The organism is Saccharopolyspora hordei (assembly GCF_013410345.1).
GTDB lineage: Bacteria > Actinomycetota > Actinomycetes > Mycobacteriales > Pseudonocardiaceae > Saccharopolyspora > Saccharopolyspora hordei.
This window is the reverse complement of the sequence record NZ_JACCFJ010000001.1, coordinates 5,363,511-5,388,068: the sequence shown is the minus strand read 5'-3', so window position 1 is coordinate 5,388,068 and position 24,558 is coordinate 5,363,511. Positions and strand designations below refer to the sequence as shown.

Here is a 24,558-nt window from a genome sequence, read left to right as displayed (position 1 = left end):
CCGGCCGGGGCGGGGTGCGGGACGTCGTGCGGCCGGGGTGGCGCGGCTGGGTGTCGTCGCGCTCGGGAGCCCGGCGTCCGCTCCGTGTGGCGGCCGCGTCGGGGGTGACCCTTGACGAGGACCGGAGCGCGCCGGGCATAGGGTTGGGGGCGTGGCACGAGCGGATGGGCGGAGCGACGACCAGCTCCGAGAGGTGCGGATCACACGCGGGTACCAGGACTGGCCGGCCGGCTCGGTGCTGGTGGAGTTCGGCCGGACGCGGGTGTTGTGCGCGGCGAGCGTGCAGGAAGGCGTCCCGCGCTGGCGGACCGGGTCCGGCTTGGGCTGGGTCACGGCGGAGTACGCGATGCTGCCGTCGTCGACGAACACGCGCACGCCCCGCGAGTCGGTGAAGGGCCGCATCGGCGGTCGCACCCACGAGATCAGCCGGCTGATCGGCCGCTCGCTGCGCGCCTGCATCGACATGTCCGCGCTGGGCGAGAACACCATCGCGCTGGACTGCGACGTGATCCAGGCGGACGGCGGCACCCGCACCGCCGCGATCACCGGTGCCTACGTGGCGCTGGCGGACGCGGTGACGTGGCTGGGCGCGGCCGGCAAGCTGTCCGACCCCAAGCCGCTGTCCTGCTCGATCGCCGCGGTGAGCGTGGGCGTGGTGGACGGCCGGGTGCGCCTCGACCTGCCCTACGAGGAGGACTCGCGCGCCGAGGTGGACATGAACGTGGTGGCCACCGACCACGGCACGCTCGTGGAGGTGCAGGGCACCGGCGAGGGCGCCACCTTCACCCGGTCCACGATGGACAAGATGATCGACTTCGCGCTGGAGGGCTGCGCCCAGCTGTCCCGCATCCAGGCGGAGGCGCTCGCGGCGCCGTACCCGGGCGAGCTGCCGGGGGTGCAGGCGTGAGCCGCGTCCTGCTGGCCACCCGCAACCAGAAGAAGCTGGTGGAGCTGCGCCGCATCCTCGAGGCCGAGGGTGTGACCGGCGTCGAGGTGGTGGGCCTGGCGGACGTCCCGGAGTTCCCGGAAGCCCCGGAGACCGGTGCGACGTTCGAGGAGAACGCCCTCGCGAAGGCCGCGGACGCGGCCCGCGCCACCGGCCTGCCGGCGATCGCCGACGACTCGGGCATCGCGGTGGACGCGCTCAACGGCATGCCGGGTGTGCTGTCGGCCCGGTGGGCGGGCAAGCACGGTGACGACCAGGCGAACCTGGAGCTGCTGCTCGGCCAGCTGGCCGACGTCCCCGACGAGCGCCGCGGCGCGGCCTTCGTCTCGGCGGCGGCCCTGGTCCACCCGGACGGCCGGGAGGCGGTGGTGCGCGGGGAGTGGCGCGGCACCGTGGTCCGCGAAGCCCGCGGCACCAACGGTTTCGGCTACGACCCGATCTTCGTCCCCGAGGGCGAGACCCGCACCAGCGCCGAGCTGACCCCGGAGGAGAAGGACGCGGACTCCCACCGAGGCCGAGCCCTCCGCCTCCTCCTCCCCGAACTCCGCAAGCTCGCGGACTGAAACCCGGTCGTGTCGAGGTGAAGGGCACCTCCCGTCAACTGGATCGGCGGGGGTGGCCTTCCACTCCCCAACTGGATCCGGTGACTCACCTGTCGAGCGCGCCGGCTTTGACCGCCCCCAGGAACGCCGACCACTGGGCGGGCGAGACGCTCAAGGTCCCACCGTCGCGGTCCTTGGTGTCACGGATGCCGACAGCGTCGAAGCCGAGCCCGACCTCGACGCAGCCGCCGCCACTGGCCGAGTGGCGGGACTTCCGCCAGTTCACCATCGCTGGCCTCCGAGACGTCACCGAGCGAACTCGTCCGCGACGCGCATGGTGAACTCCTCGGACTCGACCGGGTCTAGCGCAGCCGCAACGAGCCGTTGCCACCGCAGAGTGCACGCGTGCACGTCCTCGTGCCCGTCCGAGTAGCGGCCGTCCGTGAAGTCCCCGACGTAGCCGAACTCGAGCGGCCCGGCGTTGCCGGGCGACGGCACGCGGAACGGGTTGAAGTCGTGCGTTGCGCGCGGTGCTGTTGCGGCGTCGAAGGGAAGCACGTGGATCTGGACGGTCGTGCGCCGGGCGATGTCGGCGATGTGACGGAGCTGGTCATCCACGAGCGACCGGTCGCCGACGACGCGGCGCAGCGATGACTCGGACAGGACGAAGCTGACCTGCGGTGCCTGCGGCTTGGTCAGGACGGCCTGCCGTTCCCGTCGCGCTCCGATCGCATCCTCAGTGGACTGGTCGCTGAGCTGGAGCTCGGCTGTGGTGAGCAGGGCGCGGATGCACTGCTCGGTCTGGAGCAGGCCCGGCACGATCCCCGTCTGGTGCTGGAAGATCCTGGACCGGAACCGCGAAGCCCGCTGCTCGTGGGCGAGGTCGTCGCGCGGGTCAGGCCACGGCGTAGGAGCCGAGGGAGGGTTCGAGGAGGTCGAAGGCGCGGGCGGCTTCGGGGGCGAGCACCGCGGCGATCTCGTCGTTGGGGCGGCCGGCCAGGGTGAGTTCCTGGATGCGCTGGAACAGCGTGCGGTGCACGGCGCTGAGCAGGCCGGCGGCGGTGCGGACGGTGATGTCCGTCGGCTGCTCGCCGACCGCGTCGGCGAGGGCCTCGACCAGCGCCTGCTCGCGGCGGTCGTGCAGGCCGCGCAAGCAGATCGACAGGGTGGGGCTGTCGGCGACCATGCGGCTGAAGTCGTGACCCGCGAAGCCCGCCACCGGGTCCTGCGTCGCGACCGCGGTGTCGAAGTCGCGGCGCAGCGCGGCCAGCGCGGACTCACCGGGGCGGCGGTGCGCCACGGCGCGGGCCAGCGAGGAGACGAACTCCTCCTGCCGGTCGAAGACCAGGTCTTCCTTGCGGGCGAAGTAGTTCGTCACCGTCTTCTTCGCCACGCGGGCCGCCGCCGCGATCTCCGCGATCGTCGTCCCCTCGAAGCCCTTCTCCAGGAACAGCTGCGTCGCGCGGTCGGAGATCAGTTGCCGCGTCTCCTGCTTCTTGGCCTCCCGCAGACCCAGCTCGGCCGTCGTCACCACACCCGCTCCCGTCCGCGCACGTGAAGAGGATTCGTACTCCGGTGATAATGTTACGTCCGTCGTAAGTTCCTCGCCGAGGGGGCCGTGCCATGACCGCCACCACCCCGACCCGCGACCTGGGGAGCCCCGTGACCTCCGCTGCCGTCCTCCCGCCGCTCGCCGACCAAGCGGAACGCCTCATCGACCTCGGCGTGCCCGAGATCGCCGGGCTCGCCGCCGACGACCTGCGCGCCTTCGCCGGACGCGGCAGCGACGGCGCCCTGCTCGCCCTCCACCCCGACCGGGCGCCCGCGTCCGTGCTCGCGCCCCTGCTCCGCCGCGGCGACAAGCCCGGGTTCGTGGTCACCGACATGCCGGACGTCGACCGGTTCGCGCCGACCGGCGTCGACGTGCCCGACGCGCCGCTGTACCTCGTCACCGGGCTCGACCGCGGCGACCACCTGGCCAACTGGAGCCCGGAGGAAGCCCTGCCAGAGCTGACCGCGGCGGGACGCACACCGCTGCTCATCACCGAAGGCGTCCACTGGGTGCTGCAGCAGCCGTCCGCGCTGGAACGCAACCACTGCTTCATGACCATCGGATCCCGGCTGCGCAAGGACAACGGCGCCTTCGACTCCCGCACCCCGGCGCTGTGGATCAGCAACGGCACCGGGCGGGACGGCGCGGAACGGCGGAACGCGCCGAAGGTCGGCTGGTGCTGGTGGGGCAACCGCCACACCTGGCTCGGCTTCGCCTCCGCCACGGGCCGCGAGGCCTGAACGCGGTCAGGAGCCGGTCGGCACCCAGTTGCCGTGGAAGCCGTTGGGCACCCGGTCCGGCAGCTGGACCTCCGCCACCGTCTCCAGGGTCTCGGCGTCCAGCAGCACCAGGTCGCTGCGGTGCTCGGCCGCCGAGTAGCGCAGGCCCATGAGGATCCCGTCGTCCTCGGCCGAGTCCGGGCTGTTCGGCTCGAAGACGAACTCGCCGACCTGGTGGCCCGCGCCGAACCGCCGGGTCGCGGTCCCGCCGGTCACCAGGTCGTGCTTGAACAGGGTGTCGCCGCCGACCGAGTAGCCGTAGCGGTGCCGCTTGCCGAGCCGGCGCTCGTCCACGCGCGGGAACTCCTGGTCGCGGTCGTCCAGCCGTGCCTCGCGGACCTCGCCGCGCCGGAAGTCCACCGTCCAGCGGTCCAGCGTCGGCGCACCCTCCGACGGTCCGTGCAGCTCGGTGTCGAAGACCTTCGCGTGCCGCACCACGTCCAGGACCACGCCGTCCTCGGTGTCGTAGGCGTTGAGCGGGTGGAAGACGTAGCAGGGCCCGACGTCGAACCAGCGCACGTCCCGCGGACCGCCGTCGCGCGGCAGCACGCCGATCCGCGCCGGGTAGCGCGGGTTCCAGCGGTACGGGAACCCGGAGTTCGCCGGGGTGGTGCGGGCCATCCGGGCGGCGACCGGGTCCGGGACCCGGACGCGGCCGATGAGCGCGGACAGCACCAGCTGGGCCGGGCGGCGCAGCCAGCGCGGGGTGACCGTCGCGGTGGCCAGCTGCGCGTCGAAGGTGACCGGCAGGTCGTAGAGCACCACGTACCGCTCGGTGAGCGAGAAGTCGTGCATCATCGGGCTGCCGCCGACCTCGACGTCCACGGTGCGCCGGGCCCGGCCGTCCACGCCGATCACCGAGTACTGCACCGCGTTCCCCCGGCCGAAGAAGTACGACACGGCGTGCAGCTCCCCGGTGTCCGGGTCCCGCTTCGGGTGCGCGGTGTAGCCTCCGGGCAGCGTGCCGTCGAAGTCGCACGGCCCCACGGTGTCGAGCTCCTCGGTCAGCTCGTAGTTCGCCCCGCCGCCCTCGACCAGGGCGAGCGTGCGGCCGGCGTGCCCGATGACGTTGGTGTTCGCGCCGAGCAGGTCCAGCCCGGCGCGCGGGTTGCGGGGCCGCAGCGGTTCGCCGAGGTTCCGGCTCACCTGCGGTGAGCGGACCCAGCGGTTGCGGTACCACTCCGCCCGCCCGTCGCGGAGCCGGATGCCGTGCACCATCCCGTCGCCCATGAACCAGTGGTAGGCCTCGGGGTCGATCTCGGCGCTCGGGTTCGGGCCGTTGCGCAGGTACCGGCCGTCGAGGTGCTCGGGGATCCGGCCGACCACCGGGAGGTCGGTGCAGGTGACCTCCTGCCGGACCGGCGCGTAGTTGCCTTGCGTGAACGGGTTGCTCATGGCGAGCCCCCTCCCGTTGTAACGGCGTTATAGAACCATAACGGCGTTACCCGGTGTGCCGCAACGGCGCGGGACGATGTGATACCGCTCGCCCCGGAGGCACCAGGGGTCGTTGCAGCAGCTAACTTCGGTGGTCGTGTTCACCGAATGGTTCGAGCTGGCCCTGCTGGTCGTGGTCGGGTTCCTCTCCGGCGCGGTCAACGCGGTGGCCGGCGGCGGCTCCCTGCTGGTCTTCCCGGCGCTGCTGGCCACCGGGATGTCCCCGCTCGTCGCCAACGTGACCAACTCGGTGGCCCAGGGGCCCGGCTTCGTCGGCGCCGCCGTCGGCCAGCGCGACGACCTCAAGGGCGCCCCGCGGCGGCTGTGGCTGACCTCGGCCGCGGCGGTGCTCGGCTCGGCGCTGGGCTGCGTGCTGCTCATGGTCCTGCCGGGCAAGGTCTTCGACGCCGTGGTGCCCGCGCTGGTCGGGCTGTCCGCGGTGCTCATGGCCTTCCAGAACACCATCCGCACCTGGCTCGGCTCGCCCGCCGAAGGCGCCCCGGACCGCACGGTCGTGCTCACCGTCGGGATCTTCCTCGCCTCGATCTACGGCGGCTACTTCGGCGGAGCGCGCAGCGTCATCCTCATCGCGATCCTGGTGCTCGCCGCCACCGACTCCATGCGGCGGTTGAACGCGCTCAAGAGCTGGCTCGGCATGATCGGCAGCGCGGTGACCCTCGTCGTCTACGCGCTCATCGCGCCGGTCGACTGGCTCGCGGTGCTGATGCTGGTGCCCACCACGCTGCTCGGCGGGTTCGTGGGCGGCAAGGTCGCCCAGAAGCTGCCGGCGAACCTGCTGCGGTACCTGGTGGTGGTCATCGCCGCAGGTGTCGCGGTCTACATGGTGCTGGACTGACCACGAGGGGGGGCACCGGCCGGGTCGGTGCCCACTGCCGTCAGACGCCCAGGTCCTTGCGGAGCCGCTCGACGTGGCCGGTGGCCTTGACGTTGTACAGCGCCTTGGCGATCTTGCCCTCCGGGTCCACCACGAAGGTCGACCGGATCACGCCCTGCACGACCCTGCCGTAGTTCTTCTTCTCCCCGAACGCGCCCCACGCCGTCATGACCGACTTGTCCTCGTCGGCCAGCAGCGGGAAGGTCAAGCCCTGGGCGTCCCGGAAGGTGGCGAGCTTGGCCGGCTTGTCCGGGGAGATGCCCACGACGTCGAAACCGGCGTCGTTGAGCGCCGCGAGGCTGTCCCGGAAGTCGCAGGCCTCCTTCGTGCAGCCCGGGGTGCTGGCCGCCGGGTAGAAGTAGACCACGACGGAACGGCCGCGGTAGTCGCTCAACGAGACGGTCTTGCCGTCGGCGTCCGGCAAGGAGAACTCCGGCGCCGCGTCGCCGACGGCGAGTCGGTTCTGTTCGCTCATGCACCCGACGCTAGCCGATGCACCCGGCGCGGTCCCGAGAGGTGGAGCGACGTCACGGCCGCCCGGGGGCGACCTGTGCCACCTGGGGTGTCGGCGGCTCCGGCCGATCGTGCGCCACGATGAACCCGCCGACCAGCAGCCCGGCGACCGCCGAGGCGGTCAGCGCCAGCGCGCACGCGGTGTAGAGGCGGACGGACACCGTGTTTTCCCTTCTCTCGCAACGGTTTTCGGACTCGGACACCGAGGTGATCGAAGGCGGCGGCCGGAGCGTTACGCCCGTCCTCCGGGACTTCGAGTTGCGGGGTCGGTCCGCTGCGCGTAGACGGGTGGTGGCCGATGCCGACGACCGTTCGGAGGACTCCCCATGCCCACTGTCGCCGACCAGATCATCGAAGTGCTCGTGCAGGCCGGCGTCCGGCGCGTCTACGGCATCGTCGGCGACAGCCTCAACCCGGTGGTGGACGCCGTGCGGCGCACCGACGGCATCGAGTGGGTGCACATGCGCCACGAGGAGGCCGCGGCCTTCGCGGCGGGCGCCGAAGCGCAGATGACCGGACGGCTCGCGGTCTGCGCGGGCAGCTGCGGACCGGGCAACCTGCACCTGATCAACGGCCTGTTCGACGCGCACCGCAGCGGGGCGCCCGTGCTGGCGCTGGCCTCGCACATCCCGTCCGCGCAGATCGGCACCGGGTTCTTCCAGGAGACCCACCCCGAGGAGCTGTTCAACGAGTGCAGCCACTTCTGCGAGCTGCTCTCCCAGCCGGAGCAGATGCCGCGGCTGCTGCGCACCGCCATCCAGACCGCGACCGGCCGCCGCGGCGCGTCCGTGCTGGTGCTGCCCGGCGACGTCGCCGAGAAGCCGGCGCCCTCCTCCGGCGGCCTCGGGACCATCGAGTCCGAGCCGCCCACGCTCGTGCCCTCGCAGGAGCAGGTGCTGGCGCTGGCGGAGAAGCTGAACCGGGCCGAGCGGCCGATGCTGTTCTGCGGGGCGGGCACGCGCGGGGCGCACGACGAGGTCATGGAGCTGGCCGCGCGGGTCAACGCGCCCGTCGGGCACGCGCTGCGCGGCAAGGAGTGGATCCAGTACGACAACCCCTTCGACGTGGGCATGAGCGGCCTGCTCGGCTACGGCGCCTGCCACGACGCGATGCACCGCGCCGACCTCGTCGTGCTGCTGGGCACGGACTTCCCGTACGACAACTTCCTGCCGCAGGCCAACACGGTGCAGGTGGACATCGAACCGACGCACCTGGGGCGGCGGACGGTGCTCGACCTGGCCGTGCACGGCGACGTCGCCGAGACCATCCGCGCGGTGCTGCCGCACGTCGAGCAGAAGCAGGACCGCAGCTTCCTGGACCGGATGCTGCGCGAGCACGCCGGTCAGCTGGAGCGCGTCGTCGAGGCCTACACCCGCAACGTCGAGACGCAGGTGCCGATCCACCCGGAGTACGTCGCCGACGTGCTCGACGACCTCGCCGCGGACGACGCGGTGTTCACAGTGGACACCGGGATGTGCAACGTGTGGGCGGCCCGCTACATCACGCCGAACGGGTGGCGCCGGGTGCTGGGGTCGTTCGTGCACGGGTCGATGGCCAACGCGCTGCCGCAGGCCATCGGCGCGCAGATCGCCGAACCGGAGCGCCAGGTCATCTCGATGTCCGGCGACGGCGGGCTGGCCATGCTCCTGGGCGACCTGCTGAGCCTGCGCACCCACCGGCTGCCGGTGAAGGTCGTGGTGTTCAACAACTCCTCGCTGGGCATGGTGAAGCTGGAGATGCTCGTCGACGGGCTGCCGGACTTCGGCACCGACCACGAGCACGTCGACTTCGCCGCGATCGCCGCGGCGGCGGGCATCCACTCGGTGCGCGTGGAGAAGCCGGCCGAGGTGCGTGAGGCGCTGGCCGACGCGCTGCGGCGCCCGGGGCCCGCGCTGGTGGACGTGGTGACCGACCCGAACGCGCTGTCCATCCCGCCGCGGATCACCGGTGACCAGGTGAAGGGCTTCGCGCTGGCGGTGAGCCGGACGGTGCTGTCCGGCGGTGTCGGCAAGATGATCCAGCTCGCCCGCAGCAACCTGCGCAACGTGCCGCGCCCGTGAGCGCGGGGTGCCGGGCGCCCGCCCGGTGTCTCGCGACCGGGGCCGTCGGTGCCCCGGCGTGCGGTGCCGTCTGACCGGCGCGAGCCCCGCGCACGCGCGGGAGGGCGAGGCTCGTCGGGGTGAACCGCGAGCGGTGGCCGACCCGTCCCCACGGGGCCGGTGCGGCGCCGCCCGCCGTGAGCGCGGCCCTCCGGTGACCTCGCCCGGCTCCGTCGTGCGCGCGACGCGGGCCGCGGCGGCCTGCCGCGGTCCCACGGGCTGGGACGAGTGTCGCGGTGTGCGCTGTCTTCCCCCTATCGGTTGGTTTTTCCGGACGAACACGTCTACCCGAGCTGGGTGTACTCCATCCCGGCGAAGGTGCCTCGATTGGGGGGAGATGCGTAATACCCATCCGCCAATATCCGATGTGTAGCGGTGCCTACCGGGTCGGCCCGGAACGGGCGACTCGACCGGATGTCGTACAGGTGATGGGGTGGTGACGCAGTGTGGACATCCGGGCAGGATGGGATCATGACAGTCAGTCCCACGGTGCGTCGCCGCCGCCTCGCTGCCGAGCTGCGGCGACTGCGGGCGCAAGCGGAGGTCACCCAGCAGCAGGCCGCTGCCCACCTCGGGTGCACGCAGGCCAAGATCGGGCGGTTCGAGACCGCGAAGCGTTCACCGTCGGTCGGCGACGTCTCGGCCCTGCTGGACTTCTACGGGGTCGAGGGGTGCGAGCGGGACCAGCTGATCAACCTCGCGCGCGATGCCCGGAAACGCGGTTGGTGGCACTCGTACAGCGATGTCCTGCCCGAGTGGTACGAGACCTACGTGGGTTTGGAGGCGGAAGCGTCGTCGATCCACACCTACGAGTCCGAGGCCATTCCCGGGCTGCTCCAGACGCGCGAGTACGCGTACGCGATCACCAAGGCCACCCTGATCAAGGCGAGCGACTCGGAGATCAGCCGGCGGGTCGACCTGCGCATCCAGCGCCAGCAGCGGGTGACCGGTGAGAACCCGTTGGAGCTCTGGGCGGTCGTGGGGGAAGCCGCGCTGCGGAGGCGGGTCGGCGGCCCCGGTGTGCTGCGTCGCCAGCTGGAGCACCTGCTCAAGCTCGTGCAGCTGCCGCACGTGACGTTGCAGGTGATGCCGCTGGACGCGGGAGCGCACCCGGCGCAGGCCGGACCGTTCGTGATCCTGCGGTACTCGAACCGCATCGACCCGGACGTGGTCTACCTGGAGACGCACGTGGGCGGCCTCTACCTCGAACGCGAGGTGGAGCTGGCCAACTACATGACCATGATGGACCACCTGCGTGCGCACGCGGTCGATCCGGACGGCTCCGTCGAACTGATGCAACAACGCATAGGGGAGTTGTAGATGGCGAACATCACCGACTGGCGCACCAGCACGCGGACCCAGGGGCAGGGCCAGTGCGTCGAGGTCGGCTTCGGGGTCGGTTGCGTCGGGGTCCGGGACACCAAGAACCGGGCCGCCGGACAGATCACCGTTGCCACGCAGCGCTGGCGGGAGTTCGTCAGCAGCCTCAAGCACGGCTGCTTCGACACCGTCTGATCCCGGCGCCGGGGGCGCGACCGGGGCTTGCCGCCCGGTCGCGCGTCCCTCGACGTCCTCGGGTGGGCGTGGCGGTGCGGACGGCGCCGCCACCGGTGGGTCAGCGCCGTTCCAGGAACGGTTCGAGGAGCCCGGGCAGGGCCTCGGCGGCCAGCGCCAGGCCGTCCGGTTCGGACACGTCGTGCACCTCGTAGACGCTGCTGCCCGCCGCCGTGGTGGCGCCGATCGTCATCAGGCCCGCCCGCCGCTGGAACAGCGTGCGGCTCACCCGCCAGCCGATGATGCCGTCGCGCTGCAGCACGACGGTGCGCCGGATCCCGCTGCCCGAGCGGGAGACCAGGTACCGGTCGGTCAGCTGGTGACCGAGGTTGCGGTAGGCGTCCACCGCGAAGCCCAGGGAGACCAGGACGGCGAGGACGCCCACGGCGACCGCGGACCACACCGGGATCCAGCCGAGCACCGCCGGCACCACCGCCGCGGCGACGAACGGGACCGCCGCCAGCAGCGCCCAGGTGGTCCGGCGGCGCAGCGCTGCCCGCGGGTGCCGTCGCAGCGGGACGTCCGCCGGCGGCTGCGGTTCGCGCAGCACCGCCGCTGCGGTCTGCTGCACCGCTGCCCGGGGGGCCGGGGGCATCAGCGTCTTGTTGTCCGGCTGGTTCTGCTCCTTCTCCCGCTTCAGGCCGGTGGCCACGGCCGCCAGCCGGGCACCGCCGGACCAGCGCAGCAGCAGCGGCTCCACGACCTCGACGCCGCGCAGCCGCCGTTCCTCCAGCGACACCGACCGCGTGGTGAGCAACCCGCGCCGGACCTGCAGGGTGTCGCCGCGGTCGCGGCTGAGCCGGAAGCCCCACCACATCTCCAGCGACAGCGCGAAGGCACCGACCACGCCGACCAGCACGGCCAGCACGGCGGCCGCCGCGACGACCAGCCACAGCGACGTGGTCCGCACGGTCTCGCCGATCGCCGCGAAGACACCGACCTTGGCCAGCAGCTGCTGGAACGACCCGACGGCCGAGGCGATCGCGCCCCAGACGATCAGCGCCAGCGACACCGAGAGCGAGGAGTAGGCCAGCCACGCCGGGTTCAGCCGGGCGAGGGTGCTGCTCGACCCCGGCTCGGCGTCCGCGGTGTGCACAGTGGACGCGTCGCCGAAGAGCAGTTCGTGCCGCAGGGATTCGGCGGCCGCGCGCGGGATCGCGTCGAGCTTGAGCTCGCTGCTGTCGCCCGCCTGCCCGCCGGTGCCCACCTTGACCGTGGTGATGCCGAAGACGCGGTGGCTGGGGCCCGCGGTGAGGTCGACGCTGCGGATGCGTTCGCGCGGGATGGAACGGTGGTTCCGGGTGATCGCGCCCTTGCGCAGCTCGAAGCGCTCCGGGGTGATCCGGTACCAGGCGAACCACCAGTCCACGGCCACCAGCCCGGCGATCGCCAGCGCACCCGCGAGCCACAGCGCCGCGGTGATGAGCACGGCGGGGACCGGGACCCCGGTGATGGCCATGATCCCGACGGTCGGCACCGCCGGTGCCAGCACGAGCAGGCCGACGGAGGCGATGGTCTTCGGGTCCTGGCGGCGCCACTGCCCGTCGATCACGGTGCTCACGTCGCGTCTCCCGGGGTCGCTTGGGTGGTGGCGGTGAGCTGCTCGACGACCTCCCGGGCGGTCGCCCGGTCCAGGCCGTCGATCGTCAGCGGCCCGGCCGCGGACGCCGTGGTCACGGTGACGCTGGAGAGGCCGAACAGCTGCTGCAGCGGCCCGCGCACGGTGTCCACGGTCTGGATGCGCGACATCGGCGCCACCCGCCACTCCTGGCGCAACCAGCCCGCCGCCGTGTAGACCGCGTCGTCGGTGACCTCCCAGCGGTGCACCCGGTACCGCCACTGCGGCATGACCAGCACGTAGGGCACGCCGAGCACGGCGACCACCACCAGCGCCAGCAGCAGCCAGGGCCGCGCGGGCGGGATGAGCGCCGCGGTCACGGCCAGCGCGACCAGCGGCGGCAGGACCAGGACCAGGGCCTGCGTCGTCCACCAGCCGATGGCGCGGCGTTCCACGCGGTTCCGCGGTGGTCGGAGGCGGATCCCGGCGGTGCTCGCGTCTGCCACGGTCGGCCCCTCCTCGTGGTCGGCTGGCTGCGCGGGCCATTGTCGCAGCCGGGTCGTGTCGTTCGCGGTCGTGCTGTGCGCCACGGCGTCCTCCTACAGCGTTCGCACCTGCGGCCAGATCTGCGCCCAGTCGCCGATCCGCCCGGTGGCCAACCACACGTCGACCTCGCCGTCCGCGACCAGCTGCACGTCGGTGAAGTGCTCCTGGAACAGCTTCGGGTCGCCGACGACGAGCACCGAGTCGACGTGCTCACCGGGCGGGCCGAAGTAGCCGTAGCCCCGGTTCGGGCTGAAGACCTCCGGCAGCTCGTGCTCCGCCCGGCCGACCTCCACCATCGCGGCGATGATGTAGCTGTCGCCCACCACCGCGGTGTGCGCCCGCTGCTCCGGCGGCAGCGCGGTGTAGGCGGCCGAGGTGTCGCGGGCGACCTGCTCGGAGTCCGGCGCGCCGAACAGGCTGGACAGCGTGGTCGAGGCGACCAGCATGTAGCCGGCCAGCGCCGCGGAGGCGAGGTACGGGAGCCACGCCGCCCACCCCCAGCGGGGCGGCGTGGCCTCCCGGCGGCGCTGCAGGTGCAGCACCCCGGCCGCGACCACCACGCCGTAGAGCCCGACCAGGTAGTACGGCCGCCCGGCGGTGGCGACGAAGAAGACGTAGAGCAGGACCGTGGCGACTCCGAAGAACCGGTACGGCCGCAGCTCGGCCGAGCGGAACAGCGCCCACAGCCCGAGGAGGAACAGCGCCGTGCCGACCACGCCGGCGTAGAGCACCAGCGTGACGGCGGTGCCGCTGCGGCCACCGGACAGCATCGGCGACTCCCGCGCGACGACCTCCGCCATCTGCAGCTGCGGCCAGCCGTGGGAGGCCTGCCACAGCACGGTGGGCGCGGCGATCACCAGCGCGGTGCCGACCCCGCCCCAGAACATCGGCCGGCGCAGCACGTCGCGCGGGCCCACCAGCAGCACGCCGATGAGCAGCGCCACGCACAGCAGCGCCACCTGGACCTTGGTCTGCGCGGCGATGCCGAGCACCACGCCGAACACCAGCAGCAGCCGGTCGTCCCCGTTCCCCGCGCGGTGCGTCCGGATCCAGCGCACCAGCAGCCAGGAGAGCACCAGCCACTGCAGCGGTTCGAAGGTGTAGGGCGTGATCCAGTGCCCGACGAACGCGATCCACAGCCCCGTCGCGCCCGCCCCGGCGGCGAGCACCTGCGCCCGGCGGTCCCCGCCGAACTCGCGGGCGAGCAGTGCGAACACCACCACGCCCGCGGCGGTGGCGAGCACCGCGGGCAGGCGCAGCACGACCATCGACCCGGGCGCGATCCAGTCCATCGCCGCCGCGATGAGCGGGGCGACGGGCGGCTGGTCCACGTAGCCCCAGTCGGGGTGGTACTTGCCGGCCGCGAGCATGTAGACCTCGTCGATCCAGTAGTCGCCGAACGCGCTCGTGACGAGGTGCGCGACGGCGACCAGGCCGGCGATGGTGAGCACCGGCCACGTGGCCAGCGGTCGCAGCCGGAGCTCGGCCGGCGGGCTGGCCGGCGCCGCGAGCACTGCGGATCCCATGGTTCCCCCAAGGTCGGTCGGAAGGTCTGGACCCATTCCACCCGCGGGCGGCGCCCGATCGACACGGCGCTTGGTCGAGCGTGGGGGAGCCGGAAGTCGGCGATCGCGCGGCGGCGGTGCAACTTTCGTCTACTCCCGGTCGACGGGAGTGGGTGTTCGCGCTGGTTCGCCGCCCGCCGCCGTCTACCGTGGTCGGGGTGAGACGTCCGTTGTGGCGGCTGCTGTGGAACGACAAGCGCGAGGCCGCGTTCGACGTGGCGCTGGTGCTCGGCATGGTCCTGCTCGGCCGCGTGCTGCTCGTGCTGTACCCCACCGACATGCCGGTCGAGCTCTACGACTGGGCCGGTGGGCTGTGGCTCAGCGACGTGGTCATGTGGGCCCTGGACGTCGCGATGCTGGCGCGGCGGCGCTACCCGCTGGTGTTCATGACTCTCGTCGCGGTGCTGTCGGTCGCGCAACCGCTGATGATCGAGTTCGGCCCCGGCGCGCTGTTCTACGTCAACCTGCAGTCCGACCCGTGGGTGCCCGCGCAGGCGCCGTGGGCGGTCTACGCCGCCGTCGTCTACACCGCGGGCCGCGCGCAGAAGTTCTACGCCTGGGACCTGATCGGCATCGTCACGCTGGTCAGCGTCCGGCCCTGGGCCGCCCCGTCGAGCGACGTGGTCGTGGCGGGCGTGGTGTGGACCCTCTTCCCCGCGGTCCTCGGGCTGTACATCAGCGCGCGCCGCCGGCTGGTCGGGGCGCTGCGGGAGCGCGCGGAGCGGGCGGAGCGGGAGCAGGAGCTGCTCGCCGAGCAGGCGCGGGCCGACGAGCGGGCCCGCCTGGCCGCCGAGATGCACGACGTGGTCACGCACCGGGTGAGCCTGATGGTGCTGCAGGCCGGCGCGCTGGGCGTGATGGCCAAGGACCCGGAGACCCGGAAGGCCGCCGAGGAGCTGCGCAGCAACGGCTGTGAGGCGCTGGAGGAGCTGCGCGAGCTGGTCGGGGTGCTGCGTCGCGGCTCGCCCGAGGAGGACGAGCGCGACGCCCCGCCGACGAGCGTGCCGGACTTCACCGAGCTGATCGGGCAGTCCGAAGCGGTCGGGGTGCCCGTGGAGTACACAGTGGAGGGTGATCCGGCGGAGGTCTCCGCCGCGGTCGGGCGCACCGCGCACCGCGTGGTGCAGGAGGCGCTCACCAACGTGCACAAGCACGCGTTCGGTTCCCGGGTGAGCGTGCGCCTGCTGCACAGCGACGACCGGTTGCGCCTGGTGGTGCGCAACACCGAGCCGCCGGACCCGGTGGCGCCGGAGCTGGCCGACAGCGGCTCCGGGTCCGGGCTGCTCGGCCTGCAGCAGCGGGTCGAGCTGGTCGGCGGCACGTTCCGGGCCGGGCCCACGGACGACGGCGGGTTCGAGGTCGATGTGATACTCCCCGCGTACGTGCCCACGGGACAGGCGGGGAACGACGATGGCTGAGCCGATCCGGGTCGTGGTGGTCGACGACGAGCCGATGGTCTGCGCGCACCTGCGCACCATCCTCGGGTCCGCGGAGGACATCGAGGTCGTCGACGACGCGCAGGACGGGGCGGCGGCGGTGGAGTCGGTGGTGCGGCACCGGCCGCGCGTGGTGCTCATGGACCTGCGGATGCCCGGGGTCGACGGCCTCACCGCGATCGAGCGGATCTGCAAGCTGCCCGACCCGCCCGCGGTGGTCGCGCTGACGACCTTCGACGCCGACAAGTACGTGCTGCGCGCCCTGCGCGCCGGGGCGGCCGGGTTCCTGGTCAAGTCGACCCCGCCCGAGGACCTGATCGGCCTGGTGCGGGTGGCGGCCGACGGGCACACCGTGCTGTCCCAGGAGGCGAAGAAGCGGCTGCTGGCGGCCTCGGCCGAGGAGCAGCGCGCCCGGAACCGGGCCGTCGAGCTGGTGCGGGACCTGACCGAGCGCGAGGTCGAGGTGCTGACGTGCCTCGGGGTGGGGCTGTCCAACGCGCAGATCGCCGAGCGGCTGTACCTGTCCGAGGCGACGGTGAAGAGCTACGTGTCCCGCCTGCTGGTGAAGCTGTCCTGCGCCAACCGGCTGCAGGCCGGGTTGCTGGCCTACGACGCCGGGCTGGTCCCGAAGTGACCCGGCCACTGCGCCAGGGCCGAGAGCTTGAACGATCAACTGGGCCAAGCTCCACCGATTGGCTCTGGAATATTCCACCGAAGATCAGATAGACCAGAGGGAGCACGTTCCACGAGGGTGGTCGGGGCCTGGGAACGTGCTGGCCATCGGTTCGGGGCCGATGGCGCCACCGGTCGGAGGGGTCCGGCCGTCATCGGGGGTGTCCCCGGCGCAGTTCGGGGTGCGCCGGGGACACTTCTCCCGCTGCGGACCAGAGCCGCCGCGCTTCACCCGGTTGGCCAGGGGGCGTCCGGACGGCGCAGCGGGCCCGCGCCCGCTGGCCGCAGCGGCGGGTGGTCCCGCCGACGTTCCTCCTCGTCACGTCGATGAACAGCGCAAACGCCCGGTCGTAATGGGTAAAACGGCAAATGTTGATCCTTTTCCGGCCGGTGTCGGCGTGGTTATCGTTCCGACCGAATCAGTCGCTGTGCGTAACCACCGGGTGGAGGCAGGCCGCCCGGAGCGGTGACCAGCGACCCGCACACGAGGAGAACACGATGGTCGATGCCCCACGTCGCCTGGCCCGGTTCGCCGGGGTCACCGCGATCGCCGTCGCAGCCCTTTCCGCGACCTCCGTCGCGCAGGCGCAGCCCGCGCAGCCGGCGGACGTCAACCCCCACGTCATCGGTGGCGAGGACGCCGACATCGCCGACCACCCGTTCACCGTCGCGCTGGTCACCCCCGACGGCCAGCAGTTCTGCGGTGGATCGCTGGTGGCCCCGGACAAGGTGCTCACCGCCGCGCACTGCACCGACGGCTCGCAGCCGTCCGACATCAACGTGGTCAGCGGCCGCACCGAGATGAGCTCGTCGGAGGGGACCACCTCCGCGGTCACCGACATCTGGGTGCACCCGCAGTACCAGGACGCCACCCAGGGCTACGACGTCTCGGTGCTCACCCTGGAGGCCCCGGTCGAGGAGACCCCGATCGAGCTGGCCACCGCCGACGACCCGGGCTACGCGCCCGACTCGGAGGCCACCGTCCTCGGCTGGGGCCTCACCTCCGAGGGCGGCCAGCAGTCCGACCACCTGCAGAAGGCGACCGTGCCGGTGACCTCGGACGACACCTGCTCCAGCGCCTACGGGGAGTACGACCCCGACGCGATGGTGTGCGCCGGCCTGCCGGAGGGCGGCGTCGACGCCTGCCAGGGCGACTCGGGCGGCCCGCTGGTGGTCGACGGCAAGCTGATCGGCGTCACGTCGTGGGGTGAGGGCTGCGCCCGTCCGGGCAAGCCCGGCGTCTACGCCCGCGTCGGCGCCTACTACGACGACATCCAGGCCCAGATCGGCTCGTCCAGCACGCGCTGACCGGACCTCACTCCCACCGAGGGCCGCGGGCACCAGCCCGCGGCCCTTCTCGCGTCCTGGGACCGACCCGGGGTCGACGCACCTTCCCCGGAGTGGGACGTCTGGTTCCCACCGGAGTCGCGGCGTCACGGGGTCCGGCGGTGGAGCCAGACCGTGAGGCCGAGGTCGGGGTCGGTGTGTTCGGTGGATCCCGGGGTGGGGGCGGGGATCTCGCCGATGTCGGTGGCCAGGACCGCGGCGGCGATCTCCTCGGCGTGCTCCAGCAGGGCGCGGCGCACCTCGCCGGTCGCGTGCCAGCGCAGCACGATCCGGTCGGTGATGTCGAAACCGTCCTGCTTGCGGCAGTCCTGCACGAAGCGGACCACCTCGCGCGCCAGCCCGGCCCGGGCCAGTTCCGGCGTGATCGCGGTGTCCAGCGCGATCGTCACCGCCCGCTGCGAGGCCACCGACCACCCGGTGCGCGGTGCCTCGCTGACGAACACGTCCTCCTCGGTCAGCGGTGCGACCTGGCCGTCGACCTCGATGCGGGCGGTGCCGGACCGCAGGTCGCGGGCCAGCTGGGCCGGGTCCGCGGCGGTGACCGCGGCCGCCGCCTCCTGGGTGCGCCCGCCGAACCGCTTGCCCAGCGCGCGGAAGTTCGGCTTGACCGACACGTCCAGCACCTCGCCCGCCGCCTCCAGCGGTTCGATGCGGCGCACGTTGAGCTCGTCGGCCAGGTCGGCGGCCAGGTCCGGCGGCAGCGCCGCGCTGACCAGCGCGCGGGCCAGCGGTTGCCGCACCTTGATCCCGCTGTTGCGGCGCGCCGCCCGGCCCGCCTCCGCCAACCGCCGCTCGACGTCCACATCGGACAGCAGCTGCTCGTCGACCAGCCCGGGGTCGGCGCACGGCCAGCTCGCCAGGTGCACCGACTCCGGCGCCTGCGGGGAACCCGGCCGGACCGCGTCCTGCCAGACGCGCTCGGTGATGAACGGCACGAACGGCGCGAGCAGCCGGGTCAGCACGTCCAGGCAGTGGTGCAAGGTGCACAGGGCGTTGCGGTCCCCGCCCCAGAAGCGCGGTCGCGAGCGGCGGACGTACCAGTTCGACAGGTCGTCCACGAACTCCGCCAGCAGCCGCCCGGCACCGGCGGTGTCGTAGTCCTCCAGCCGCGCGTCCACCTCCGCGGCCAGCCGGTGGAGCTGCGCCAGGACCCAGCGGTCCAGCACCGGGCGCTGCTCGGGCGGGTCGGCGTCGGCGGGGACCCAGTCCACCAGCGCGGCGTAGCGGGTGAAGAACGCCGCCGTGTTCCAGTAGGTCAGCAGCACCTTGCGGACGATCTCGCGCAGCGGGCCGTGCCCGACCCGGCGCGCCGACCAGGGCGATCCCGTGCAGAGCATGAACCAGCGCAGCGCGTCCGCGCCGTGCTCCTCCATCAGCGGCAGCGGCTCCAGCACGTTGTCCAGGTGCTTGCTCATCTTCCGCCCGTCCTCGGCGAGGATGTGCCCCAGGCACACGACGGTCTCGTACGCGGAGCGGTCGAACAGCAGGGTGCCGATCGCCATCAGGGTGTAGAACCAGCCGCGGGTCTGGTCGATCGCCTCGCAGATGTACTGCGCCGGGTAGCTGCGCTCGAACTCCTCGACGCTGCCCGGCCGGTGCGGGTAGCCGAGCTGGGCGAACGGCATCGACCCGGAGTCGAACCAGGCGTCGACCACCTCGGGCACCCGGGCGGCGGAGCGGCCGCAGGTGGGGCAGGGGAACTCGATCGCGTCCAGGTACGGGCGGTGCGGGTCGAGGTCGGAGAGGTCCTGCCCGGTCCGCTCGCCCAGCTCGGCGCGGGACCCGATCGCGGTGACGTGCCCCTCCGGGCACCGCCACAGCGGCAGCGGTGTTCCCCAGTAGCGCGAGCGGGACAGCGCCCAGTCCACGTTGCCGGCCAGCCAGTCGCCGTAGCGGCCGTGCTTGACGTGCCCGGGGTACCAGCGGGTGCGCTCGTTCTCGCGCTGCAGCGCGTCGCGGACCGCGGTGGTCTTCACGTACCAGGCCAGCTGCGCGTAGTACATCAGCGGCGAGTGGCAGCGCCAGCAGTGCGGGTACTGGTGCTCGAAGGTCGAGTAGTGCAGCAGCAGGCCGCGGCGCTGGAGGTCGTCGACCAGCACGACGTCGGCGTCCTTGAACAGCATCCCGCCGACCAGGTCGACCTCAGGAGCGAACCGCCCGTCCGCGCCGATCGGGTTCACCACCGGCAGCCCGTGCGCGCGGCAGACCGCGAGGTCGTCCGCGCCGAACGCGGGAGCCTGGTGCACCAGGCCCGTGCCGTCCTCGGTGGAGACGTACTCGGCGAGCACCACGCGGTGCGCGTCCGGGACCTCGACCAGGTCGAACGGGGGCCGGTAGCGCAGACCCGCCAGCTCGGTGCCCGGCAGCGTCGCGAGCACCTCGCCGTCGGCGCCCAGCACCGCCTCGACCAGCGGTTCGGCCACCACGAAGGTGCCCCGCACGGTGCGCACCAGCTGGTAGGCCACCTCCGGGTGCACCGCGACGGCGGTGTTGGACACCAGCGTCCACGGGGTGGTCGTCCAGATGAGCAGGTCGACGTCGTGGTGCCCGGCGACCGGCCCCTCCACCGGGAAGCGCACGAAGGCCGACGGGTCCTGCTTCGGCGCGTAGCCCTGGGCGACCTCGTGGTCGGACAGGGTCGTCTGGTCGCGCGGGCAGTACGGGGCCACCCGGTAGTCCTCGACCAGCAGGCCCGCTTCGAAGATCCGCTGCAGCGCCCACCACACGCTGTCCACGTACTCCGGGGACATCGTCCAGTAGGCGTGGGAGAGGTCGATCCAGTAGCCCATCCGCCGGGTGACCGCCTCGAACTCGCCGACGTAGCGCTGCACCGACTCCCGGCAGTGCGCGTTGAACTCGGCGATGCCCATCCGCTCGACGTCCGGCTTGCCGGCCAGGCCCAGCTCCTTCTCGACGGCGAGCTCCACGGGCAACCCGTGGCAGTCCCACCCGCCGCGCCGCGGCACGCTGAAGCCCTTCATCGTCTTGAACCGCGGCACGACGTCCTTGAACGCCCGGGCCTCCACGTGGTGGGTGCCGGGCAGGCCGTTGGCCGTGGGCGGACCCTCGTAGAACACCCAGCGCGGGCCGTCGGCGGTCTGCGCCAGGCTGCGCTCGAACACCTCGTGGGCGCGCCACCACTCGATGAGGTCGCGCTCCACCGCGGGCAGGTCGACCGCGGTGTCGAGCGGGCGGAACGGCGATCCAGGCGAACCCATCTTCACATGCTCACACCGCTCGGCCCGGCTGACACCGCGGACGGGCGGACGGAGGAGCTGCGCGGGGTCCGCACCCCCGCTGTACTGTTCAGTAGGCCGGGAGGAGTCGATGCGCCAGGGAACGGAGCAGGAGGAACGTCGGGTGAAGACGGAACCCGTCACGGCCGAACCAGCGGGCAGCGCGCCCAACGTGGTCAAGTCGGCCGACCGCGCGCTGGTCATCCTGGAGCTGCTCTCCCGGGGCAGGCACCGGCTCAGCGACATCGCCGAGACGCTGCGGCTCCCGCTGTCCAGCGTGCACGGGCTGCTCGGCACCCTGGTGCACCGCGGTTTCGCCGAGTTCGACCCGACCACCCGCACCTACGGGCTCGGGCTGAAGGCGTGGACGGTCGGCCAGGGCTACACCGGCCACCGCGACATCGTCGGCCTGGCGCTGCCGCTGATGGAGCAGCTGGCCGCGGAGACCGGGGAGACGGTGCAGCTGTCCAGGCTGGACGGCATCGAGAACGTCTACATCGCCATCGCCGAGTCGCCGCAACCGATGAAGCTGGTCTCCGCGGTGGGCATGCGGCTGCCCGCGCACGCCGACGGCCTGGGCAAGGCGCTGCTGACCGGGCTGTCGCAGGAGGAACTGGTGCGCCGCTACCAGGGCGTGGAACTGGAGCGGTTCACCGAGAACACCGTGTGCGAGCTGCCCGAGCTGCTGGCCGAGGTCCAGCAGGCCCGCGCCCGCGGCTACGCGGTGGACGACGAGGAGTACATCGTGGGCTGCCGGTGCGTGGCGATGCCGATCCACGACCACTCCGGCGCGGTGGTCGCCGCGCTGTCGGTGTCGGCGCCGACCCCGCGCTGCGGCCCGAACTGGACCGAGGAGACCCGCGAACCGCTGTCCAAGGCGGTCGCCACCATCGAGCAGCAGCTGCGCCGCTGACGCGTCAGCCGAACTGGACCGAGCGCGTGGCCAGGCCCCACCAGAAGCCGTCGACGGCCACCTGCTGCGCGGTCAGGTCGTCGCCCGCGGCGCCGAGCGCCACGAAGTGCTCGGTGCGCGGGTGCGCCAGGCGCGCGGCCGGGGCCTTGCGCTCGAAGTCCAGCAGGGCGTCGACGTCGTGCGCCGCGAGCGCCCGCTGACCCCAGTCGTCGAACTCCACCGACCAGCTCGGGGTGCCCGGTTCGCGCAGCGCCGCGAGGTTGGAGGTGAAGAAGCCGCTGCCCACGATGAGCACGCCCTCGTCGCGCAGCGGCGCCAGCGCCCGGCCCATGCGCACCAGCCGCTCCGGCTCGAGCGTCGGCATGGAGACCTGCAGCACGGGCACGTCGGCGTCCGGGTACGTCTCCGCCAGCGGCACGGAGGCGCCGTGGTCGAGGCCGCGGTCCGGGAAGTCCCGCACCGGGGTGCCCGGACCGCGCAGCAGGGCGCGCACGCGGTCGGCGAGCTCCGGGGCACCGGGCGCGGGGTACTGGACGATGTGGTAGCGGTCCGGGAAGCCCCAGGAGTCGTGCACCAGGGGGGACGGTGCGGGTGGCCCCGATGGCCGGCGGCGCTTCCTCCCAGTGCGCCGAGACGACCAGGACCGCGGTCGGCCCCGGCATCCGGGCCGACCAGGCGGCGAGCTGGCCCGGCCACTCCGGGTCGTCGGCCAGCGGCGGCGAGCCGTGGCTGAGGTACGCGGTCGGCATCCGGGACATCGGGCCTCCTCGTCCGAATTCGAACGAGCTGGGCTGCCGGGCATGGGCGGACCGCGCTGGCTGGACGACGAGGAGGTGGCGGCCTGGAGCACCTTCCTGGAAGCGAGCAACCTCCTCGCCCGCGAGGTCGAGCAGCAGCTGCGCGAGCAGGTCGGGCTGTCCCACCCGCAGTACGAGATCCTGGTCCGGCTCTCCGCCGCGCCCGGCGGCGAGCTGCGGATGACCGAGCTCGCCCAGCAGGTGGTGACCTCGAAGAGCGGCCTGACCTACCAGGTCACCCAGCTGGAGAAGGCCGGCCTGGTGCGTCGCCGCACCTGCGAGTCCGACGACCGCGGCGTGCACGCCCTGCTCACCGAGGAGGGCCGGGAGAAGCTGCGCGCCGCGGCGCCCGGGCACGTCGAGGCGGTCCGCGCGAACCTCATCGACCTGCTCGACCGGGACCAGGTGCGCGCCCTCGCGACCGGGCTCGGCGCGGTCACCCGCCACCTGCGCGGGGCCTGACGCGGAGGGGCTTGCTTCGCGGTGTCCGGCCGTGGAGGGTCGGGGAGCTGCCGACCGCGCCGGCTCCACCCGGCCTCGACGGTGCCGGGGCGGCAGCGTGTGTCGAGACGCGAAGGAGCGAGATGAGGTTTCTGAGGTTGGGCCCCGTCGGGGCGGAGCAGCCGCACGTGGCGGACGACCGGGGCCGGCTGTTCGACCTGCGTCCGATCACCGCGGACGTCGACGGGGCGTTCCTGGCCAGCGGCGGTGTCCAGCGGGCGCGCGCGGCGCTGGACGCCGGTGAGCTGCCCCCGGTCGACGACCCCGGGGACGGCAGCGGCCTGCGGGTGGGGGCCCCGATCGCGCGGCCGATGGCCGTGCTGTGCATCGGCCAGAACTACGCCGCGCACGCCGCCGAGTCCGGTTCGGCGCCGCCCGAGGTGCCGATCCTGTTCTTCAAGCACCCGAACACGGTCGTCGGGCCCTACGACGAGGTGCCGGTCCCGCGTGGTGCCGAGCAGGTCGACTGGGAGGTCGAGCTCGGCGTGGTGATCGGCCGGCGGGCCCGCTACCTGGACAGCGTCGAGCAGGCGCTGGAGTGCGTCGCCGGCTACGTGGTGGCCAACGACGTCTCGGAGCGCGCCTTCCAGAAGGAGCACTCCGGTGGGCAGTGGTCCAAGGGCAAGTGCGCCGAGGCGTTCAACCCGGTCGGCCCGTGGCTGGTGCCGGCGGACGAGGTCGCCGACCCGCAGGCGCTGCGGCTGCGGTCGTGGGTCAACGGCGAGCCCCGCCAGGACTCCACCACCGCGGACATGATCTTCGGCGTCGGCGAGATCGTCCGCCACCTGTCGCAGTACATGACGCTGGAACCGGGCGACCTGGTCAACACCGGCACCCCGGAGGGCGTCGCCATGTCCGGGCGCTTCCCGTACCTCAAGGCCGGGGACGTGCTGGAGATGGAGATCGACGGCCTGGGCCGGCAGCGCCAGCGGTTCACGCAGGCCTGACGCGGCACGGCCCGGCACCTGGCGTGCCGGGCCGTGCCCCGGTCGGCGTGCACTGAGGACGAAGCAGGCCGACCTGGTCTGCGGCAGCGTCCTGGTCGGCGTGCGGGGCGAGAACCCGCTGTCCGATGTGGACGTCCTGGAGTGGCGGCGCAGCGGGCTGAGCCTCGTCACGAACCTGCCGGCCGCGCAGCTGCCGGACCGTCCGGTGCTCGCCAGCCAGCTGCACGCGCTCCCGCTCGTCATCCCGGCCAGCGGGCTGATCTCCGGGTTCCTGCGCGGCTGGTTCGGCGCCGACTACCGGGACGAGCTCGACATCGCCGCGGAGATCGACGACGTGCGCTACGGCTTCGACCTGCTCCGCTCGGACCTGCTGCACGGCTGCATGATCGTCACGCGCGGGGTGGGCGAGGCGGCCGACGACGGGCGGTTGCCCGAGGGGCGGGGGCTGCGCACCGTGGAGCTGGTCAGCGACGTCGGGCCGGAGATGCACGTGCTGGTGGGGGCGTTCGCCCGGCGCGGCGAGCGGCAGAACCACGCGCCCGACCACCCGCTCAACCTGCTGTGGGCGGCGTTGGAGCTGGAGAACGCCCGGTGGAAGCGCGGGGAGCACCGCCCCGCGGCGGCGTCCTGAGCGCGCCACGCTCGGCCGTTCGGAGCAAGCTGAACGTGAAAGTCTTTCAATTCTGCTGACGGGTGGCTAGCGTCCGGGTCGCGAAGATCCACCGG

Annotated in this window: 23 protein-coding genes and 2 pseudogenes; 14 read left to right on the top strand and 11 right to left on the bottom strand. The window is 72.8% G+C overall.

The window, feature by feature from the left end; all coding sequences use genetic code 11:
* The first annotated feature begins 151 nt into the window (after window positions 1-151).
* Together rph and rdgB are read left to right on the top strand one after the other, a co-directional pair.
* Window positions 152-907 carry a ribonuclease PH gene (rph, locus tag HNR68_RS24560; protein WP_179724091.1) on the top strand — a complete coding sequence of 252 codons (756 nt, stop codon included), beginning with the start codon at window positions 152-154 and terminating at the stop codon, window positions 905-907.
* Window positions 904-1,509 (top strand): RdgB/HAM1 family non-canonical purine NTP pyrophosphatase, encoded by a 606-nt coding sequence (gene rdgB, locus HNR68_RS24555; protein ID WP_179724090.1) that lies wholly within the window; start codon window positions 904-906, stop codon window positions 1,507-1,509. The genes rph and rdgB overlap by 4 nt, the downstream gene beginning before the upstream one ends.
* A gap of 85 nt (window positions 1,510-1,594) precedes the next feature.
* On the opposite strand, the gene HNR68_RS24550 is transcribed toward rdgB, so the two are convergent.
* The 3 genes and pseudogenes from HNR68_RS24550 to HNR68_RS24540 form a co-directional block, all read right to left on the bottom strand.
* Window positions 1,595-1,777, bottom strand: coding sequence for a DUF397 domain-containing protein (locus tag HNR68_RS24550; protein ID WP_179724089.1), 183 nt, complete (start codon window positions 1,775-1,777; stop codon window positions 1,595-1,597).
* Window positions 1,778-1,794: 17 nt separating this feature from the next.
* A pseudogene (locus tag HNR68_RS24545) lies at window positions 1,795-2,355 on the bottom strand (DUF5753 domain-containing protein); the annotation flags it as partial.
* A gap of 28 nt (window positions 2,356-2,383) precedes the next feature.
* Complete coding sequence (locus HNR68_RS24540) at window positions 2,384-3,019, bottom strand: TetR/AcrR family transcriptional regulator (protein WP_343050384.1); 636 nt, start codon at window positions 3,017-3,019, stop codon at window positions 2,384-2,386.
* A 92-nt stretch (window positions 3,020-3,111) separates the two neighbouring features.
* Here HNR68_RS24540 and HNR68_RS24535 point away from each other — a divergent pair, with 92 nt between their 5' ends.
* Window positions 3,112-3,780 (top strand): DUF5701 family protein, encoded by a 669-nt coding sequence (locus HNR68_RS24535; protein WP_179724086.1) that lies wholly within the window; start codon window positions 3,112-3,114, stop codon window positions 3,778-3,780.
* Between the two features lie 6 nt (window positions 3,781-3,786).
* Here HNR68_RS24535 and HNR68_RS24530 read toward each other — a convergent pair whose 3' ends face one another.
* Complete coding sequence (locus tag HNR68_RS24530; RefSeq protein ID WP_179724085.1) at window positions 3,787-5,214, bottom strand: carotenoid oxygenase family protein; 1,428 nt, start codon at window positions 5,212-5,214, stop codon at window positions 3,787-3,789.
* A 136-nt stretch (window positions 5,215-5,350) separates the two neighbouring features.
* Here HNR68_RS24530 and HNR68_RS24525 point away from each other — a divergent pair, with 136 nt between their 5' ends.
* The gene (locus HNR68_RS24525; protein ID WP_179724084.1) at window positions 5,351-6,109 is read left to right on the top strand and encodes a TSUP family transporter; all 759 of its coding nucleotides are present in this window, start codon (window positions 5,351-5,353) and stop codon (window positions 6,107-6,109) included.
* A gap of 40 nt (window positions 6,110-6,149) precedes the next feature.
* Here the strand turns inward: HNR68_RS24525 and bcp are convergent, their stop codons facing one another.
* Both bcp and HNR68_RS24515 read right to left on the bottom strand, forming a co-directional pair.
* On the bottom strand, window positions 6,150-6,623 hold the full coding sequence (gene bcp / locus HNR68_RS24520) for a thioredoxin-dependent thiol peroxidase (RefSeq protein ID WP_179724083.1): 474 nt from the start codon (window positions 6,621-6,623) through the stop codon (window positions 6,150-6,152).
* A gap of 52 nt (window positions 6,624-6,675) precedes the next feature.
* Window positions 6,676-6,822: a hypothetical protein gene (locus tag HNR68_RS24515; RefSeq protein ID WP_179716383.1), complete on the bottom strand. Its 147-nt coding sequence runs from the start codon at window positions 6,820-6,822 to the stop codon at window positions 6,676-6,678.
* Window positions 6,823-6,987: 165 nt separating this feature from the next.
* Here HNR68_RS24515 and HNR68_RS24510 point away from each other — a divergent pair, with 165 nt between their 5' ends.
* From HNR68_RS24510 to HNR68_RS24500, 3 genes are all read left to right on the top strand, one after another.
* The gene (locus HNR68_RS24510) at window positions 6,988-8,721 is read left to right on the top strand and encodes a pyruvate dehydrogenase (protein WP_179724082.1); all 1,734 of its coding nucleotides are present in this window, start codon (window positions 6,988-6,990) and stop codon (window positions 8,719-8,721) included.
* A gap of 510 nt (window positions 8,722-9,231) precedes the next feature.
* Window positions 9,232-10,080 (top strand): helix-turn-helix domain-containing protein, encoded by an 849-nt coding sequence (locus tag HNR68_RS24505; protein WP_179724081.1) that lies wholly within the window; start codon window positions 9,232-9,234, stop codon window positions 10,078-10,080.
* Window positions 10,081-10,275, top strand: a complete 195-nt coding sequence (locus HNR68_RS24500; RefSeq protein WP_179724080.1) for a DUF397 domain-containing protein — start codon at window positions 10,081-10,083, stop codon at window positions 10,273-10,275.
* 100 nt (window positions 10,276-10,375) lie between these two features.
* Here HNR68_RS24500 and HNR68_RS24495 read toward each other — a convergent pair whose 3' ends face one another.
* The 3 genes from HNR68_RS24495 to HNR68_RS24485 form a co-directional block, all read right to left on the bottom strand.
* Window positions 10,376-11,875, bottom strand: a complete 1,500-nt coding sequence (locus HNR68_RS24495; RefSeq protein WP_179724079.1) for a PH domain-containing protein — start codon at window positions 11,873-11,875, stop codon at window positions 10,376-10,378.
* Window positions 11,872-12,378: a PH domain-containing protein gene (locus HNR68_RS24490; RefSeq protein WP_179724078.1), complete on the bottom strand. Its 507-nt coding sequence runs from the start codon at window positions 12,376-12,378 to the stop codon at window positions 11,872-11,874. Before HNR68_RS24490 ends, HNR68_RS24495 begins: the two co-directional genes overlap by 4 nt.
* Window positions 12,379-12,471: 93 nt before the next feature.
* Window positions 12,472-13,944, bottom strand: a complete 1,473-nt coding sequence (locus HNR68_RS24485) for an ArnT family glycosyltransferase (RefSeq protein ID WP_179724077.1) — start codon at window positions 13,942-13,944, stop codon at window positions 12,472-12,474.
* Window positions 13,945-14,141: 197 nt separating this feature from the next.
* On the opposite strand from HNR68_RS24485, the gene HNR68_RS24480 reads away from it, so the two are divergent.
* From HNR68_RS24480 to HNR68_RS24470, 3 genes are all read left to right on the top strand, one after another.
* Window positions 14,142-15,401, top strand: coding sequence for a sensor histidine kinase (locus tag HNR68_RS24480; RefSeq protein WP_343050383.1), 1,260 nt, complete (start codon window positions 14,142-14,144; stop codon window positions 15,399-15,401).
* Window positions 15,394-16,053, top strand: a complete 660-nt coding sequence (locus HNR68_RS24475; RefSeq protein ID WP_179724076.1) for a response regulator — start codon at window positions 15,394-15,396, stop codon at window positions 16,051-16,053. Before HNR68_RS24480 ends, HNR68_RS24475 begins: the two co-directional genes overlap by 8 nt.
* 536 nt (window positions 16,054-16,589) lie before the next feature.
* Window positions 16,590-17,399 carry a S1 family peptidase gene (locus HNR68_RS24470; RefSeq protein WP_179724075.1) on the top strand — a complete coding sequence of 270 codons (810 nt, stop codon included), beginning with the start codon at window positions 16,590-16,592 and terminating at the stop codon, window positions 17,397-17,399.
* Between the two features lie 125 nt (window positions 17,400-17,524).
* Here the strand turns inward: HNR68_RS24470 and ileS are convergent, their stop codons facing one another.
* Window positions 17,525-20,656: an isoleucine--tRNA ligase gene (ileS, locus tag HNR68_RS24465; protein WP_179724074.1), complete on the bottom strand. Its 3,132-nt coding sequence runs from the start codon at window positions 20,654-20,656 to the stop codon at window positions 17,525-17,527.
* 109 nt (window positions 20,657-20,765) lie between these two features.
* Between ileS and HNR68_RS24460 the strand changes: the two genes are divergently transcribed.
* Complete coding sequence (locus tag HNR68_RS24460) at window positions 20,766-21,587, top strand: IclR family transcriptional regulator (protein ID WP_179724073.1); 822 nt, start codon at window positions 20,766-20,768, stop codon at window positions 21,585-21,587.
* A gap of 4 nt (window positions 21,588-21,591) precedes the next feature.
* Here the strand turns inward: HNR68_RS24460 and HNR68_RS24455 are convergent.
* A pseudogene (locus tag HNR68_RS24455) lies at window positions 21,592-22,345 on the bottom strand (dioxygenase family protein).
* 42 nt (window positions 22,346-22,387) lie between these two features.
* Here HNR68_RS24455 and HNR68_RS24450 point away from each other — a divergent pair.
* From HNR68_RS24450 to HNR68_RS24440, 3 genes are all read left to right on the top strand, one after another.
* Entirely contained in the window at window positions 22,388-22,846 is a 459-nt protein-coding gene (locus HNR68_RS24450) for a MarR family winged helix-turn-helix transcriptional regulator (protein WP_179724072.1), read from the top strand.
* 122 nt (window positions 22,847-22,968) lie between these two features.
* The gene (locus HNR68_RS24445) at window positions 22,969-23,832 is read left to right on the top strand and encodes a fumarylacetoacetate hydrolase family protein (protein WP_179724071.1); all 864 of its coding nucleotides are present in this window, start codon (window positions 22,969-22,971) and stop codon (window positions 23,830-23,832) included.
* 100 nt (window positions 23,833-23,932) lie between these two features.
* Window positions 23,933-24,463, top strand: coding sequence for a hypothetical protein (locus HNR68_RS24440; protein WP_246330525.1), 531 nt, complete (start codon window positions 23,933-23,935; stop codon window positions 24,461-24,463).
* Window positions 24,464-24,558: the final 95 nt, after the last annotated feature.